Source organism: Brevundimonas sp. EU05-FHT14B07 (genome assembly GCF_058790795.1).
This window is the reverse complement of sequence record NZ_JBYTCZ010000003.1, coordinates 355923-371616: the sequence shown is the minus strand read 5'-3', so window position 1 is coordinate 371616 and position 15694 is coordinate 355923. Positions and strand designations below refer to the sequence as shown.

14 protein-coding genes and 1 tRNA gene are annotated in these 15694 nt (G+C 67.3%); 11 read left to right on the top strand and 4 right to left on the bottom strand.

All coding sequences use genetic code 11. The features are described 5' to 3' along the window. Window positions 1-66 precede the first annotated feature (66 nt). The 6 genes from mreC (at window position 67) to AC3WRC_RS09750 (ending at window position 7341) form a co-directional block, all read left to right on the top strand. On the top strand, window positions 67-1212 hold the full coding sequence (gene mreC / locus AC3WRC_RS09775; protein WP_492303707.1) for a rod shape-determining protein MreC: 1146 nt from the start codon (window positions 67-69) through the stop codon (window positions 1210-1212). Then, complete coding sequence (locus AC3WRC_RS09770) at window positions 1209-1727, top strand: hypothetical protein (RefSeq protein ID WP_316407528.1); 519 nt, start codon at window positions 1209-1211, stop codon at window positions 1725-1727. Before mreC ends, AC3WRC_RS09770 begins: the two co-directional genes overlap by 4 nt. Continuing rightward, window positions 1724-3754 (top strand): penicillin-binding protein 2, encoded by a 2031-nt coding sequence (mrdA, locus tag AC3WRC_RS09765; protein WP_153922118.1) that lies wholly within the window; start codon window positions 1724-1726, stop codon window positions 3752-3754. The genes AC3WRC_RS09770 and mrdA overlap by 4 nt, the downstream gene beginning before the upstream one ends. Beyond that, window positions 3751-4905 (top strand): rod shape-determining protein RodA, encoded by a 1155-nt coding sequence (gene rodA, locus AC3WRC_RS09760; protein WP_066551392.1) that lies wholly within the window; start codon window positions 3751-3753, stop codon window positions 4903-4905. Before mrdA ends, rodA begins: the two co-directional genes overlap by 4 nt. 131 nt (window positions 4906-5036) lie before the next feature. Continuing rightward, window positions 5037-6218: an acyl-CoA dehydrogenase family protein gene (locus AC3WRC_RS09755; protein ID WP_492303706.1), complete on the top strand. Its 1182-nt coding sequence runs from the start codon at window positions 5037-5039 to the stop codon at window positions 6216-6218. A gap of 4 nt (window positions 6219-6222) precedes the next feature. Next, window positions 6223-7341: an acyl-CoA dehydrogenase family protein gene (locus tag AC3WRC_RS09750; protein ID WP_492303705.1), complete on the top strand. Its 1119-nt coding sequence runs from the start codon at window positions 6223-6225 to the stop codon at window positions 7339-7341. A gap of 10 nt (window positions 7342-7351) precedes the next feature. Here AC3WRC_RS09750 and AC3WRC_RS09745 read toward each other — a convergent pair whose 3' ends face one another. The 3 genes from AC3WRC_RS09745 to AC3WRC_RS09735 all read right to left on the bottom strand — a co-directional run bounded on the left by AC3WRC_RS09745 (window position 7352) and on the right by AC3WRC_RS09735 (window position 9389). Then, the gene (locus tag AC3WRC_RS09745) at window positions 7352-8671 is read right to left on the bottom strand and encodes an Hsp70 family protein (protein WP_492303704.1); all 1320 of its coding nucleotides are present in this window, start codon (window positions 8669-8671) and stop codon (window positions 7352-7354) included. Window positions 8672-8751: 80 nt separating this feature from the next. Next, window positions 8752-9231 (bottom strand): NINE protein, encoded by a 480-nt coding sequence (locus AC3WRC_RS09740; RefSeq protein ID WP_492303703.1) that lies wholly within the window; start codon window positions 9229-9231, stop codon window positions 8752-8754. A gap of 68 nt (window positions 9232-9299) precedes the next feature. Continuing rightward, window positions 9300-9389: transfer RNA gene (locus AC3WRC_RS09735), tRNA-Ser, on the bottom strand. A 105-nt stretch (window positions 9390-9494) separates the two neighbouring features. Between AC3WRC_RS09735 and AC3WRC_RS09730 the strand changes: the two genes are divergently transcribed. Genes AC3WRC_RS09730 through AC3WRC_RS09710 form a run of 5 tightly spaced genes read left to right on the top strand, consistent with a single transcriptional unit; the run spans window position 9495 to window position 13587 of the window. Beyond that, entirely contained in the window at window positions 9495-10343 is an 849-nt protein-coding gene (locus AC3WRC_RS09730) for a septal ring lytic transglycosylase RlpA family protein (RefSeq protein WP_492303702.1), read from the top strand. A gap of 49 nt (window positions 10344-10392) precedes the next feature. Next, entirely contained in the window at window positions 10393-11025 is a 633-nt protein-coding gene (tmk, locus tag AC3WRC_RS09725; protein WP_370451816.1) for a dTMP kinase, read from the top strand. Further along, complete coding sequence (locus AC3WRC_RS09720) at window positions 11022-12014, top strand: DNA polymerase III subunit delta' (protein WP_492303701.1); 993 nt, start codon at window positions 11022-11024, stop codon at window positions 12012-12014. Before tmk ends, AC3WRC_RS09720 begins: the two co-directional genes overlap by 4 nt. Beyond that, window positions 12014-12796, top strand: a complete 783-nt coding sequence (locus AC3WRC_RS09715) for a TatD family hydrolase (RefSeq protein WP_492303700.1) — start codon at window positions 12014-12016, stop codon at window positions 12794-12796. Before AC3WRC_RS09720 ends, AC3WRC_RS09715 begins: the two co-directional genes overlap by 1 nt. Then, the gene (locus AC3WRC_RS09710) at window positions 12793-13587 is read left to right on the top strand and encodes an MBL fold metallo-hydrolase (RefSeq protein ID WP_492303699.1); all 795 of its coding nucleotides are present in this window, start codon (window positions 12793-12795) and stop codon (window positions 13585-13587) included. Before AC3WRC_RS09715 ends, AC3WRC_RS09710 begins: the two co-directional genes overlap by 4 nt. On the opposite strand, the gene recG is transcribed toward AC3WRC_RS09710, so the two are convergent. After that, the gene (gene recG, locus AC3WRC_RS09705) at window positions 13584-15671 is read right to left on the bottom strand and encodes an ATP-dependent DNA helicase RecG (protein WP_492303796.1); all 2088 of its coding nucleotides are present in this window, start codon (window positions 15669-15671) and stop codon (window positions 13584-13586) included. The two genes, AC3WRC_RS09710 and recG, sit on opposite strands and share 4 nt — an antisense overlap. Window positions 15672-15694 lie beyond the last annotated feature (23 nt).

Sequence of the window (15694 nt, the reverse complement as noted above, 5' to 3'; positions counted from 1 at the left end):
CGATAGGCAGGCTCAGCGGCAGGGGGCGTCCTGCCGATTCCAACCCCTTTGAGTGGAAGGTCGCCCGTGGCGTTTCGCGACGGCCCTTTTGAAAACATCAAGGTGCCGCTGGCGTGGACCGCCGCGGTCGTCGTCGTCGTGGCCGTCATCGGCGCGGTCGTCCTGTTGCTTGGCGACCGGACCACGTCCGAGGGCGGCTCGACCATGGGCGCGGCGCGCGGCGGTTTCGAAGCGGCGGCCGGGCCAGTGGGCGGGGTCTTCGCCGCGCCGGTGCGCTGGGCCGGGGCCGCGCGAGATTATGTCGGCGGCTATTTCTTCGCCATCGGCGAGAACCGCCGCCTGAAGGCCGAGATCGCCGAACTGCGCGGCTGGCGCGACGAAGCGATCGCCCAAAAGAACATCAACGGCCGCTATGAGGCCATGCTTGGTCTGCGCACCGAGCCGCCGGTGCCCATGGCCACGGGACGAGCGATTTCGGAATCTCGCGGTCCCTTCTCCAACGCCAAGCTGATCGACGTCGGTTCGGCCAAGGGCGTGCGGATCGGTAATCCCGTTGTGACGGAACACGGACTGGTTGGTCGGGTGACGGGCGTGACGGGCGGCGTCAGCCGTGTCGTGCTGCTGACGGATGTGGCGTCGCGCACCCCTGTAATGATCGAGCGCACCGATGCGCGCGCCATGCTGACCGGAGACGGCGGCGACAGCCCGCGTCTGGAGTTCATTCGCGGATCGGGTTCGATCAAGGCGGGTGACCGTATCCTGAGTTCAGGGGACGGCGGCGGTCTGCCTCGCGGTCTGCCGGTCGGGGTGGCCGCCAAGGGCGTGGACGGCGCCTGGCGGGTTAAACTGTTCAGTGATCACGGCGCGATCGACTATGTCCGCGTGCTGTTGTTCCAGAGCTTTGGACAGCTGGTCAGCCCGAACGCCTTGAATGCGCCGCCGCTCGCAGGCCTGTCGACGGCACCGGAGCCGAGCGCGGCCGAGGTCGGGGCGATCCGTGACGCCGCCGCCCGTCGTGCGGCGGCGCAGCAGGCTCAGGCCGAACGGGCGCGTGCTGCGGCGGCGACGCCAGCGCCAACGCCTGCGCCCGCCGCTGCGCCGACTGCGGCCCGTCCGGCCGTGACGTCTCCGAGGCCTGCGGCTTCGACCCCGTCGCCTGCGCCGGTTGCGCCCAGCCCTGCGCCGGCGCCCGCTCCGGGAGGCGCGGCGTGAGACGGCCCGTCGCGGTTCGCGTTGTCGGACCTCTTCAGTGGATCGTCTATCCGGCCCTGCTCGTCCTCGCCGCGACGGTCGTTCTGGGAACGCCGCTCCAGCTGTTCGGTCTGCATCTGCCCGAGCCGGTCATTCCGATGATCCTGGCCTTCGCCTGGCCCTTGATCCGGCCGTCGATGCTGGCGCCGGCGGTGCTGTTTTTGATCGGCCTTTTCCTCGATCTGTTCTGGAATACGCCGCTGGGTCTGTGGGCGCTGTGCCTGATGGGCGTCTATGGAACGGTGCTGCTCTCGCGCAATCTGCTGGCGGGGCATGAGGGGCTGATCCGGTTCGGAGCCTATGCCGCCTGCACGCTGGGCGCCTTTTTTCTGGCCTATCTGGTGGTGACGATGCGGGCGGCGAACGCGCCGGCGATCCTGCCACTGGTCGGACAGGTCGTGCCGACGCTGCTGCTGTTTCCGATCGCCAACTGGATGCTTGAGCGATTCGACGACGGAGATATTCGGTTCCGATGAGCGGCGAGCCCTCCATCTTCTTTGCCGATGTGAATGAGCGTCAGGGGTCCTTCCTGCGGCGCACCTTTGTGCTGGGCGGGGCGACGGCGCTGGGGATCACCGCGCTGATTGGACGGCTGGGCCAGCTTCAGGTCGTGCAGGCTCAGGAATATGCGACCCTGTCGTCGCAGAACCAGTTCAACTTCCGCATGGTCCCGCCGCCGCGCGGCCTGATCAAGGACCGCAACGGCGTCGTCATCGCCGGCAACCGCCCCAGCTTCCGTGTGCTGGTGGTGCGCGACGAGACCAAGGATCTGGACCAGACCCTGGACCTTTTGGGACGGCTGCTGCCCGACACGCTGGAGCGCCGTCGCGCGATCATCCGCGACGTCAATGCGGCTTCCAAGTTCAACCCGGTGCCGGTCAAGAGCGACCTGACCTGGGAGGAGTTCGCCAAGGTCAATCAGTACGCCAACGAACTGCCCGGCGTGATGGTCGATATGAACGAGGCGCGCTATTACCCTTTCGGCGGATCGTTCGCCCACGTCATTGGCTATGTGGCCAAGGTGTCCGATCGCGACGTCAAGGCGATCCGTGACAAGGGCGAGCAGCCGCCCGCCCTGTTGTTCAACCCCAGCTTTCGCATCGGCCGCCAGGGCGTGGAAAAGGCGCTGGATACGTCGCTGCGCGGCGAGCCGGGCGGCAATAGGGTCGAGGTCGATGCACGAGGCCGCGTCGTCGCCGAGGACATCGGCGGGTCGCGGCCCGCCGTGCCGGGCAAGGAAGTCATCCTGACGCTGGATGCCGATGTTCAGAACCGGGCTCTGGAAGTGTTTGGCGACGAGTCGGGCGCCTGTGTGGTCATGGATGTGCGCAACGGCGACATCCTGTGCATGATGTCTGCGCCATCGTTCGATCCGAACCTGTTCGTCGGCGGCGTGCCGAGCAAGACCTATCGCGCGCTGGCCGACTATGAGCGCAAGCCGCTGCTGGACAAGACGCTGAACGGCACCTTCCCGCCGGGCTCGACCTTCAAGCCGACCACGGCCTTGGCTCTGTTGGAAGCCGGGGTCGATCCGAAGCTGACGGTGTTCTGCTCGGGTTCGTATCGGACGGGCAACCGAACGCAGCGATGCTGGGGGCGGCATGGCACCCAGAACATGCACGACGCGATCAAGAACTCCTGCGACGTCTATTTCTACGCCATGTGCAACCGCGCGGGCGTGGATAACATCCGCAAGGCCGGGCTGGCGCTTGGCTTCGAGCACGAGTTCGACATCGGTGTCGGCAACCAGCGCAAAGGCCTGTTGCCGTCCACCGAATGGAAGGCGCGAACCTTCCCGCGCGATCCGGTCTGGCATCCGGGGGAGACGACCTCGGTCGCAATCGGGCAAGGCGCGATTACGGTGAACGCCCTGCAGCTGGCGGTCATGACCTCGCGTCTGGCGAACGGGAAGAAGCAGCTTCAGCCGCGCCTGATCAAGTCCATCGGCGGCGTCGAGCAGCCCAGCGGAGCCGAGGCCCCAGACCTGCCGTTCGATCCGGCCCACGTCGAATATGTGCGCCAGGGCATGATCGCCGTGGCCAACGATCGATCCGGCACCGCCTATCGCCAGAGCCAGTTGGGGTTAGGCGACATCCAGATGGCCGGCAAGACCGGTACGGCGCAGGTCCGGAACTACGGCTCCGGCTCGCGCAAGAGCAATATCTGGGCGCTGAAGGACCACAACCTGTTCGTGGCGTTCGCGCCGGTGGATGCGCCGCGATATGCGGTCGCCATCATCGTCGAACACGGGGGCAAGGGCGGAGCGACCGCCGGCGCGCCGCGTGCGCGTGAAGTGATGCGTACCGTCCTGCTCAAGGATCCGGACATGCGAGCCCGCATCGAACGGCCGCTGCCGCCCGAACCGACCGGCGACGCCATCGTCGAGGACGGGGTGGTGGGCGCCGCGCCCGAGCCCGATGTCGTGGCCCCGCCGCAGCCGAGTCGCCCCGCGCCGTCTGCAACCAGCGGGCCGCGTCCCTATCTGTCCGAGCCCGGTCGTTGACCGCCTCAGCCCTATCACGTCCCGGCGAGCGCGAACGCGTCTCGACCAAGCTGGGCCAGATCGACTGGCGGCTGACGGCCTTGCTGTGCGTGGTGTCCGGCACCGGCGCCCTGATGCTGTATTCGGTGGCGGGCGGATCGTGGTCGCCGTGGGCGATGAAGCACCTGATCCGGTTCGGCATGTGTTTGGCGCTGATGCTGATGCTGTCCCTGATCAGCATCCGCTACTGGTTCGCCCTGGCCTATCCCATCTACGGGATGGCGCTGTTCATGCTGGCGCTGGTGGAGACGCCGCTGGGCTATACGGCGCTAGGGGCCACGCGATGGCTGGACTTGGGCTTCACCCGCATCCAGCCGTCCGAGATCATGAAGATCGGTGTCGTGCTGGCCTTGGCGCGCTGGTATCACGGCGCCTCAGCCAAGGAGGCGAGTTTCCATTGGAAGCTGATCTTCCCGGTCGGGATCATCGGCTTGCCGTTTCTGCTGGTCGCGCACCAGCCGGACCTGGGGTCGGCCATGCTGATCGGTTTGACGGGCGCGGCGATCATGTTCGTCGCCGGGTTGAGCTGGCGGATCATCCTGCCGCTGATCATCGCCGCCGCCGTGCTGGTGCCGCCCTATGTGATGTTCGGCATGCACGACTATCAGCGTCACCGGGTGCTGACCTTCCTGAACCCCGAGGCCGACATGTCGGACAAGGGCTATCAGATCGTGCAGTCCAAGATCGCCATGGGGTCGGGCGGGCCGTTGGGGCGCGGGTTCGGCCTGGGCAGCCAGAGCCAGCTGGAGTTCCTGCCTGAACGCCAGACCGACTTCATCTTCGCCGCCTTCGCCGAGGAGTTCGGCTTTGTGGGCACCTTCACGCTTCTGGCCTCCTATGCCGCCATCATCCTGATCTCGCTGAGAATCGCCTCGCTGTCGCACAGTCACTTCGGGCGATTGGCGGCGTCGGGCGTGACGGCGACCTTTGCGCTCTATGTGCTGATCAACGGGGCGATGGTGATGGGGCTGGCGCCGGTCGTGGGCGTGCCTATGCCGCTCTTGTCCTATGGCGGAACAGTCATGCTGACTGTCATGATCGGCTTCGGTCTGGTGATGGCGACGCGGGTTCACCGCTATGCCGAACTGCCCAAGGGTCACGGCCTGATCTGACGTTACGTCAGCTAAGTGATCGGCATTCAGGTTTCGCTTTCTAAGGCGGGGATTTCCTGGATAAGGTCATTCCCAACGATGTCTCGCATCGGTTTCGGCCGGTCAGCGACGCACGCCATGGGAGACGAGGAATGACCGATCTGGAGCAATTCCGCGCCGAGACGCGCGCCTGGCTGGAGGCGAACTGCCCGGCCGAGTGTCGCGGGCCGATGGCCGACGACGAGATGATCTGGGGCGGGCGAAATCCCACCTTCAAGACCCCGGCGCACAAGCTGTGGCTGGAGCGAATGGGCGCGCGGGGCTGGACGGCGCCGGAATGGCCCAAGGCATACGGCGGAGGCGGTCTCAGCCGCGAGGAGGCCAAGGTGCTGGCCTCCGAACTGCGACGCATCAAGGCCCAGCCGGCCCTGGCCAGTTTCGGCGTCTGGATGCTGGGCCCAGCGCTGCTGGCCTTTGGGACCGAAGAGCAGAAGAAGCGCTTCCTGCCAGAGATCGTGCGCGGCGAGGTTCGCTGGTGCCAGGGCTACTCCGAGCCGGGCGCGGGATCGGATCTGGCGTCCATCCAGACGCGGGCCGAGGATCGCGGCGACCACTGGATCGTCAACGGTCAGAAGATCTGGACCTCCTACGCCGACAAGGCCGACTGGATCTTCTGCCTGGTGCGCACGGACCCCGAGGCGCCCAAACATCTGGGCATCAGCTTCGTGCTGTTCGACATGAAGACGCCGGGTGTGACGACGCGGCCGATCACCCTGATTTCAGGCAAGTCGCCCTTCTGCGAGACCTTCTTCGACGATGTCCGGGTGGAGAAGGAAAACCTGGTCGGGACGCTGAACCGGGGCTGGGACGTGGCCAAATATCTGTTGGCGCACGAGCGGACCATGATCGGCGCGATGGGCGAGGTCGGCGGCGGGCGGCCTGTGGGGCAGGTGGCGCTGGACGCCATCGGCGCCGACGAAGCTGGGCGTCTGGACGAGCCGATGCTGCGCGCGCAGATCGCGGACCTGGAGATTGACGCCGCCGCCTTCCGTCTGGCGATGGAGCGGGTGGGCGATCAGGTGAAGGCCAAACAGGCGCACCCGGCCATCGCCTCCATGCTGAAATACTATGGCTCCGAGCTGAACAAGCGGCGCCATGAGCTGCTTATGGCGGCGGGCGGGGCCGATGCGCTGGAATGGGAGGGCGAGCGGTCGCATGACGGCAAGGCGGCGCGCGACTGGCTGCGGACCAAGGCCAATTCCATCGAGGGCGGCACCAGCGAGGTTCAACTGAACATCATCGCCAAACACCTGCTGCAACTGCCGGGAGCGTGAGACTATGCCGCTGATCCTGACCGAAGAACAGACGATGTTGCAGGACGCCGCCGACGGCTTCCTGAACGAACAGGCGCCGATCGCCCATCTGAGGAAGCTGCGGGACGAGCGTGACGCCGACGGGGTGTCGCGCGACCTGTGGCGGGCTTTTGGCGAGATGGGTTTCGCCGGCGTCATCATCCCAGAGGCGCTGGGCGGCATGGGGCTGGGCGCCGTAGAAGCCGGGGTGATCGCCGAGAGCCTGGGCCGCACCCTGACGCCGTCGCCGTATCTGGGATCGTCGATCCTGTCCGCCAAGGTGCTGATCGACGGCGGATCGCAGGCGCAGCAGGCCTGGCTGCCCAGGATCGCGGCGGGCGAGGCGATCCTGTCGCTGGCGGTGGACGAGGGCGCGAAACACGCGCCGTCGCGGATCACCACGAGGGCCGAGCGCGCGGGCAACGGCTTCAAGCTGAACGGCGCCAAGGCCTTTGTGCTGGACGGCCATGTGGCCGACGCCCTGATCGTCGTCGCGACGGCTGAGGAGGGCACGACGCTGTTCCTGGTCGATCCGGCGACGGCGGGCGTCGCGGTCGAGCGCACGGTGATGGTGGACGCGCACAATGCGGCGCGGATCACGCTGACTGATGTGGCGGTTGACGCCGATGCAGTGATCGGCGCGGTCGGGGGCGGGGAGGCGCTGCTGGATGGCGCGCTGCACCTGGGGCGGGCCTGCGCGGCCTCAAGCCTGACAGGCGCGGGCGATCAGGCGTTCAAGACGACGATGGATTATCTGCGGACCCGCAAACAGTTCGGCAAGCTGATCGGCGAGTTTCAGGCGTTGCAGCACAGGGCCGCGCATCTGTTCTCGGAGCTGGAGCTGGCGCGCGCGGCGACGATCGGCGCCCAGATCGCCATCGACGAGAGGCGCGAGGACGCGCCGCTGGCGGCCTCCATCGCCAAGGCCAAGGCGGGGCGCGTCGCCGAGCTGGCGGTGCAGGAGGCGGTTCAGATGCACGGCGGGGTCGGCATGACCGACGCGTTCGACGTCGGCCTGTTCATGAAGCGGGTGAGGGTGCTGAACGAACTGCTGGGAGACGCCGGCTTCCACGCCGAACGGTTGGCGCGGGCGCAAGGGTTCTAGGGTCGGGATTCTAGACCGCCTTTTCGCTCCACAGGTCCAGATCCGTCTCGCGCCCGATCAGGGCCAGGCCGGCGGCGATGGATTCGAACTCGCCGCCCGTCTCGATCCGATCGGCGCCGAAGCGGTTCTGGAAAAGCGCCCGCACGGCCGGCACGAAGGAGGTGCCGCCGGTCAGGAAGACGCGGTCGATGGCGTCGGGCGCCAGGCCGCTGCGGGCCATCGCCTGATCCACCGCGCCCTCGATGGCGGCCAGTTCCGGCGCGATCCAGCGTTCGAAATCGGCGCGGGCGACCGGCTTTTCGATATGGACGCCGCCGGCCTGGAACAGGAAGGTCGCCTGGTCGTCGGCCGACAGGGCCATCTTCAGCGTTGAGACGGCGCGGTACAGGTCATGGCCGTGGTTGTCGTCCAGCACCTCGATCAGACGCTCGATCTTCTCCGGCTCCAGTGCGGTGCGGGCCAAGGCGCGGATGTCGCGCATGTCGCGCGAGGCGCGTAGCAGGGCCAGCTGATCCCAGCGGGCGAAGGCGGAATAATACCGCTGGGGAATCGGCAGTTGTTTGCCGACGGAGCTGTACAGACCGCCCTTGCCCAGTTCGGGCGAGACCAGCTGGTCGATGATCCGGTAGTCGAAGGCGTCGCCAGCCACGCCCACGCCCGAGCGCGCCAGCGGCGTCGAGCGCAGGCCGTCGGGCGTATGTTCGAACCGGATGATCGAGAAGTCGCTGGTGCCGCCGCCGAAGTCGGCGACCAGGACCGTGGCGTCTGCCTTCAGCTGGCGTGCGAAATAGAAGGCGGCGCCGACCGGCTCGTGCGCATAGCGGATGTCAGTGAAGCCCAGCCGCTGAAACGCCGTCTGATAGCGCGACAGGGCCAGGGTCTCATCCGGATTGCCGCCCGCAAAGGTGACGGGACGGCCGACGATGACGGCGGGCGGGGCGTCCGTCAGTGCGTCGCCGGCATGGTGGCGCAGGCGCAAGAGGAAGGCGGCCAGCAAATCCTCGAAGGCGTAGCGTTTGTTGTCGATCCGGGTCTCGGTAAAGGCGGCGCTGGCGGCGAAGGTCTTGAACGACTGGATGAAGCGGGTCTCCAGCGGATCCTCGACATAGGCGGCGATGGCCCAGGGGCCGGCCTCGACCACGCGCTCGGGCGGCTGGCCGTCCACGCCGGGATGGGTCTGGAAACTGAGCGCCGAGCGGAAGGTGGTCGTCTGGCCCTCGACCGCGTCGAAGGTCACGAGATGGGCGAGGCCGTCCGCATCGGTCAGGGCCACGACCGTATTGGTCGTGCCGAAGTCGATCCCGATCGTCATCGGTTTCGTCGCCGTCATGGCAGGGCTCCAGGCAGGGGAGCCGGGTTCCTAACGGCAGACGGGGCAATAGCAAGGGCTAATGAGGGCGCGCGGCCGCGTCAGACCACGGCGTTGCCGGGCACACCCAAAATGCGCCGCTTCTGGGATTCGTACTCGTCGTTGGAAATCGCGCCGCTATCGCGCAGAGCCGCGAATTTAGCGAGGTCGTCCGCAGACGCAGTTTCCCGACGAGGCGCCGCATTTAGTCGAAGCATCAGGTCGGCATTGTAGGCGCGGATGATGCCGCTCAGAAGGAAGACATCAACCAACAACCAAATGCCGAGCGCGCCGAGAAAGACGAAGCCTAGGCCAAACCAAATGGTCGCCCAGCCCAGGATCGTAAGCATGAGTTGGCCCACAGCGGAACCCGTGCGGCCCGCGTAGAAGCGATGCCCACCGACGCCGCCCGTGAAAAACCAAAGTAGATAGGCGACGCCTGCCGACTTCTTGTTTGACTCGAACGCCATCAGCGCCTGCGTGTCGGCGCTCAGGCCGGTCGATTGATTTGACATGGTCACCCCCGTGATGACTCTCGTCATTCAACCTAGACGTTTTCCAGTCAAGTGCTTTGAGTTGCGATCTGCTGCTTTGTAGCGCCGAGCGTTAGTGGCGGAAGCGGTGGGATTCGAACCCACGGACGGCTCTCACCGTCGCTGGTTTTCAAGACCAGTGCCTTAAACCACTCGGCCACACTTCCTTGCCGCCGCAGCGGAGGCGGACGCCATAGCAGGCGAACGGGTCATTAACCAAAGCGGAAATGTCTTCGGTCATCCTGTTTTCGTATTTTTTGCGAGGCGGATCGATGACGTTTGGACAGGGAGTGCGCGGCGCGCTGATCCTGGGGCTGTTTTCGCTGCTGGCCGCCTGTTCCACCGTCGGCGGCGCGGGCGTGCGCGGGACGGTCGCCGGGCGTGGCGAGGACCATCCGCCGGTCGTCAAGGACCCGGCGCCGATCGTGTCGGGGACGATGCGGCCCTATCAGGTGCGCGGGCGCTGGTACACGCCCAAGGAACAGCCGGATTACGAAGAGGTCGGGATGGCGTCCTGGTACGGCGACGCCTTCAACGGGCGGCCAACCTCGACCGGCGAGCGGTTCGACATGCATGCCCTGACGGCGGCGCACAAGACCCTGCCTCTGCCCGGTCTGGTCGAGGTGACGAACCTGGAGAACGGGCGCCGGCTGGTGGTGCGGATCAATGACCGGGGGCCGTTCGTGGACAGCCGGATCATAGATCTGTCGCGCGAGGCGGCGAGCGAACTGGGAATGCTGTCGCAGGGCGTGGGGCGGGTGCGGGTGCGCTACCTCGGCCGGGCGCCGCAGCAGGGCGGGGGCACGCTGTTGCGGGCGTCAGCGCCGACGCCGCGAGGCGCGGTTCCGGCCAACACGCCCGTCAGCACGCCCGTTATCGCCCCCGCGCCGGCCGTGGTTGCGGAGGTGACGACCTTCTGGGTCCAGGCGGGCAGTTTCTCGGACCAGGTCGAGGCCGGGCGAATCGCTGACAGCCTGAGCGGCTGGGTGCGGGCCGATCGGGGCGCGGGGGGGTTCAATGTGGTGGTGGGGCCGTGGGACAGCGCCAATGCCGCCGAGGCGGCGCGTCAGTCGGTCGTGGCGCGAGGTTATGCGGGCGCCCTGTTGATATCCGGCAGCTGATCGCGCGGGCGGGCTTGCGCCGGGCGGCGTCGGCGCGCCATGAAGGCGCGTGACCCGTGGACAATTCATAAGCTTCGAAGGCGGCGAGGGCGCCGGCAAATCGACCCAGGTCGGGCGGCTGGTCGCCCGGCTGCAGGCGACGCTGGGCGAGCGCAAGGTCGTGCGCACGCGTGAACCCGGCGGCTCCAGGGGCGCGGAGGTGATCCGCAATCTGGTGGTGGCCACGGACGCGGAGCCGTGGTCGGCCATGACCGAGACCTTGCTGATGTACGCCTCGCGGTCGGACCATCTGGAGCGGACCATCCGTCCGGCGCTGGCGGCCGGCGACTGGGTGGTGTGCGACCGGTTCGCCGATTCCAGCCGGGCCTATCAGGGCGCAGGCGGCGGCGTGGCCCAAAGCTTCATCGAACAGATTGACGCGGGCGTGGTCGGGGACGACCAGCCGGACCTGACGCTGGTGTTCGACCTGCCGGTCGAGGTCGGGCTGGAGCGAGCGTTCGGGCGCGGCCTGTTCGAGACGCGGTTCGAATCCAAGGGTCTGGAGTTCCATCAGCGGCTGCGCGAGGGCTTTCTGAGGATCGTCGAGGCCAATCCGCAGCGTTGCGTGCTGATCGACGCGGTCGGATTGCTGGACGAGGTCGAGGCGCGGGTCTGGCAGGCGGTTCAGGATCGGCTGCTGTGAGCGACGATCACCCCCGCGACCGGTTCGACCTGGTTCCCGATGCGGCGGCGGAGACGGCGTTTCTGGACGCCTGGGAGCGGGGGCGGTTGCACCACGCCTGGCTGCTGTGCGGGGTCGAGGGGACGGGCAAGGCGACGTTCGCCTATCGCGCGGCGCGACGACTGCTGGGCGCGGCGGCCAATCCGGCGTCCGGGCCGCTGGGCGCGCGGCGCGATGATCCGGTCAGCCGGCTGATCTCGGCCCAGTCGCATCCGGACCTGCTGGTGCTGGAACGCCTGGTCGAAGGGGGCAAGACCAAGAAGTCGATCTCGGTCGATCAGTCGCGTGAACTGCCGGAGTTCTTTTCGAAGAGCCCGTCGCAAGCCCAGTTTCGGGTGGCGATCATCGATGCGGCGGATGACCTGAATCTCAATGCCGCCAACGCCTTGCTGAAGGTTCTTGAGGAGCCGCCCGAGCGCGGCGTGCTGTTTCTGGTGACCCATGCGCCGGGGCGGTTGCTGGCGACGATCCGGTCGCGGTGCCGGCGGTTGAGCTTTCCGATCTGGACGCCGGATCGGCTGGAGACCCTGGTGCGCAATCGGACGGGCGCGGAGCGTGAGGACGCCGAACATGCGGCGATCATGGCGGGCGGATCGCCGGGGGCGGCCCTGGCCCTGGCGTCCGGCGCGACGTTCGAGATGGACCAGCTGGCGCGGCGATGGGTCGAGGGCGACGTGGACCGGGCCGAAGCCCTGGCCATCGCCGACCGGTTCCGCGGCGCCGAGGGGCAGGAGCGGTTCGAGACGCTGATGGATCGGCTGATCGCGGCGGTCCGTATGCGCGCCTTACAGAGCGCACCCGGCGCCGGCAATCGATGGGCCGAACTGTGGGAGCGGTTGCAGCCGCTGCCGGAACGGGCGGCGGGGCTGAACTTGGATAAGGCCGATGTGCTGGCCGGCGCGCTGGCGGACCTGAAGCGGGTTCAAGCCCAGCAGGAGCGGATGGGCTGATGCTGATCGACAGTCACGTGAACCTGCACGCGCCGCAGTTCGACGAGGACCGGGACGCCGTGATCGCGCGCGCGCGCGCGGCGGGCGTCGGGCTGATGGTCGAGATTTCGGACAAGCTGACGACGTTCGAGGCGACGCACGGCATCGCCATGGCCCATGAGGACATCTGGTGCACGGTCGGGGTGCATCCGCACGAGGCCAAGGATGCAGCGGACCTGACGGCGGCGACACTGATCGATCTGGCCCAGCGGCCCAAGATTGTGGGCATCGGCGAATGCGGTCTGGATTTCCACTACGACTTCAGCCCGCGCGAGGTGCAGGCGGCCTTGTTCCGGCAGCATGTGAAGGCGGCGCGCGAAACCGGCCTGCCGCTGGTGATCCACACGCGTGAGGCGGACGGTTTAATGGCGTCGATCCTGCGCGAGGAGTATGCGGCGGGGCCGTTCAAGATGTTGATGCACTGCTATACGAGTGGGGCGGAACTGGCCAAAATCGCTGCTGAAATGGGCGCGTGGTTCTCGGTATCCGGCATTGCGACCTTCAAGGCGGCCGAGGACGTGCGGGCGGTGATCCGCGATATGCCGGGCGACCGGATCATCGTCGAAACCGACTGCCCCTATCTGGCGCCCGTTCCGCATCGTGGACGGCGCAACGAGCCGGCCTACATCGGCCATGTGCTGGACAAGCTGGGCGAAATCCGAGGCTGGAGCGCCGAGGAGGCGGACCGCATCACGACCGAGGCCTTCTTCGGCCTCTTTGACCGGATACCCAGGCCTGCATGAGTTTCGACGTCGTCATTCTGGGCAGCGGATCGTCGGGCGGGGTGCCGCGCGGAGACGGCGACTGGGGCGCCTGCGACCCGGACGAGCCCAAGAACCGGCGAACGCGCTGTTCGATGCTGGCGAGGAAGACCGGGCCGGAGGGGGTGACCACTGTCCTGATCGACACTTCGCCGGACCTGCGCGAACAGATGCTGGCCAGCGGCACGAAACATGTGGATGCGGTTCTCTACACCCACGATCATGCGGACCAGACCCACGGCATCGACGACCTGCGCACCTTCGCCGCGCGGGCCAGGAAGCGGATACCGGCGTGGATGGATGAAGCGACGCACGGCTCGCTGACGCATCGGTTCGACTACATCTTCGAGAGCAAGTTCGGTTATCCGCCGCTGCTGGACGGACGGATCATTCCGCCGCATGGCACGGCCTGGTCCGTCAAGGGGGCGGGCGGCTCGATCCCGGTCACGACCTTCGACCAGGCGCACGGGCCGATCCGCTCTGTCGGCTATCGGTTGGGCGACGTGGCCTATTCCAGCGATGTGTCCGATCTGGACGAGGCGGCCCTGGCGGCGGTGGCCGGCTGCAAGCTCTGGATCGTGGATGCACTGCGTTACGCGCCGCATCCGACCCATGCTCATCTGGACCAGGCCCTGGCGTGGATCGCCGCGGCTAACGTGGAGCGCGCGGTGCTGACGAACCTGCACATCGATATGGATTACAAGGCGTTGTCGGCGCTTGTTCCTGACAACGTCGAGGTCGGATTCGATGGCTGGAGCCGAGTGATCGGCTAGCTTGCGCCGGCCTTGTGGTTTTTCCAGTCGAATAGCTCTTCCAGCACCTGCACCGCCTGACCGCGTTCCGACGTCAGATCAGGATCGCGGTTCATGATCAGCCGCGCATCGTCGGCGGCCGCCAGCATCAGGCTGCGGTGGCGGATCGGGTCAGCGAATCGGTAGGCGGGAAAACCGCTCTGTTTCAGGCCCAGGGGATCGCCGCCGCCGCGCAGGCGGAAGTCTTCCTCGGCAATGACGAATCCGTCCTCGGTGCGACGCAGGGTTTCGAGCCGCTCTTTCGCCGTCTCGCCGAGGGCGCCGTCCTGACCGCCATACAGCAGGATGCAGGAACTGGCCTTGGCGCCGCGACCGACGCGGCCGCGCAATTGGTGCAACTGCGCCAGACCGAAACGGTCGGCGTGTTCGATAACCATGATCGAGGCGTTGGGCACGTCCACGCCGACTTCGACCACCGTGGTGGCGACGAGAACCGGCAGGCGGCTATCGGCGAAGTCGGCCATGACAGCCTCGCGCTCTGCGCCCGGCATCTGGCCGTGAGCGAGGCCGACCTCCACGTCCAGCAGGCGCCGCAGATCGTCGGCGCGATCGACGGCGGCGGCCAGGTCGATGGCCTCGGATTCCTCAACCAGAGGACAGATCCAATAGGCCTGGGCGCCGCTTTCGACGGCGCTCTTCAGGCGGGCGGCGACCTCGCCGATGCGGGCCAAAGGCAGGACGGCGGTTGTGACGGAGGTGCGGCCGGGCGGTTTCTCCATCAGGCGACTGACCTCCAGCTCGCCGTACTGCGTCAGTTCGAGCGTGCGGGGAATGGGGGTGGCCGACATGGTCAGCAGATGCACGGCGCCCAGGCGCGGGTCGCCCTTGGCTTGCAGCCGCTGGCGCTCGTTCACGCCGAATCGGTGCTGTTCGTCGATGACGGCAAGGGCCAGGCGGTCGAAGCGGACGGCGTCCTGGAACAGGGCGTGGGTGCCGATGGCGACCTGGGCGTAACCCGAGGCCAGGGCAGCCAGTTTCTCGCGTCGTTGCGCCGGGGTGTCGCGACCCGTTAGCAGGACGGCGGCGACGCCGGCTGCGTCCAGCATGGGGCCGAGCTTCTCGTAATGCTGGCGCGCCAGGATTTCGGTCGGGGCCATGAGTGCGGATTGGAAACCGCTGGCAGCGGCGTCGGCCAGCGCCAGGGCGGCGACGGCGGTCTTGCCCGAGCCGACATCGCCTTGCAGCAATCGGCCCATCTGCTGGCCCGACGCCAGGTCACGACGGATTTCGGCGACGGCCTGGGCCTGGGCTTTGGTCAGCTGGAAGGCCAGGGCCTGGAGCAATTGTTCGGACGCTGCGCCGGGGACGATGACGGGGGCGGGCCTGATCTCGCGGGCGCGACGACGACGGGCCAGAGCCAACTGATGGGCCAGGAACTCGTCATAGGCCAGGCGCTGGCGGACCGGGGCATCGGGCGACAGGTCGATCTCGCCTGTGGGGGCATGCAGGGCGTCCAGAGCGGCGCGCCAACCCAGCCAGTTCTGCTTCTTCAGCCAGGCGGGGTCCTGCCATTCCGGTAGATCGGGCGCGGCGGGCAGGGCGGCCTGGATCAGTTTGCGCAACTGGCGCGAACTGAGGCTCTGCGTCGCCGGATAGACGGGTTCGGACGCCGGAATGTCGGCGGCCTTGTCTGGCGTGACGATGTCCGGATGGACGATCTGGACCTCGCCATTGAACCTTTCGACCTTGCCCGCGACCAACCGCGTTTCGCCACGCGGCAACAGCCGGTCGATGTGCTGGGGCGAACCGCCGAACCATACCAGATGCACGAAGCCCGTTGGATCGCTGGCCCGGACTTTTAGCGGCGCGCCAGGACGGCTGGGGGTGAAGAGGCGGTCGATGGTCACGGTGAAGACGCCCACCTCGCCATCGACCGCGGTGGCGGCCTCAGCAGGGCGGCGTACGATGACGCCGGACGGGCTGAGGAACAGCAGATCGCGAACCAGCGGGCCCGCCACCTTTTGCACCAGAGGCAGGACGCGAGGGCCCACGCCCTTAAGGGTCGAGACCTCGGCGAACAGGGGAAAGAGAATCTGCGGACGCATCGCCGTGAACATAGCGTGACCAT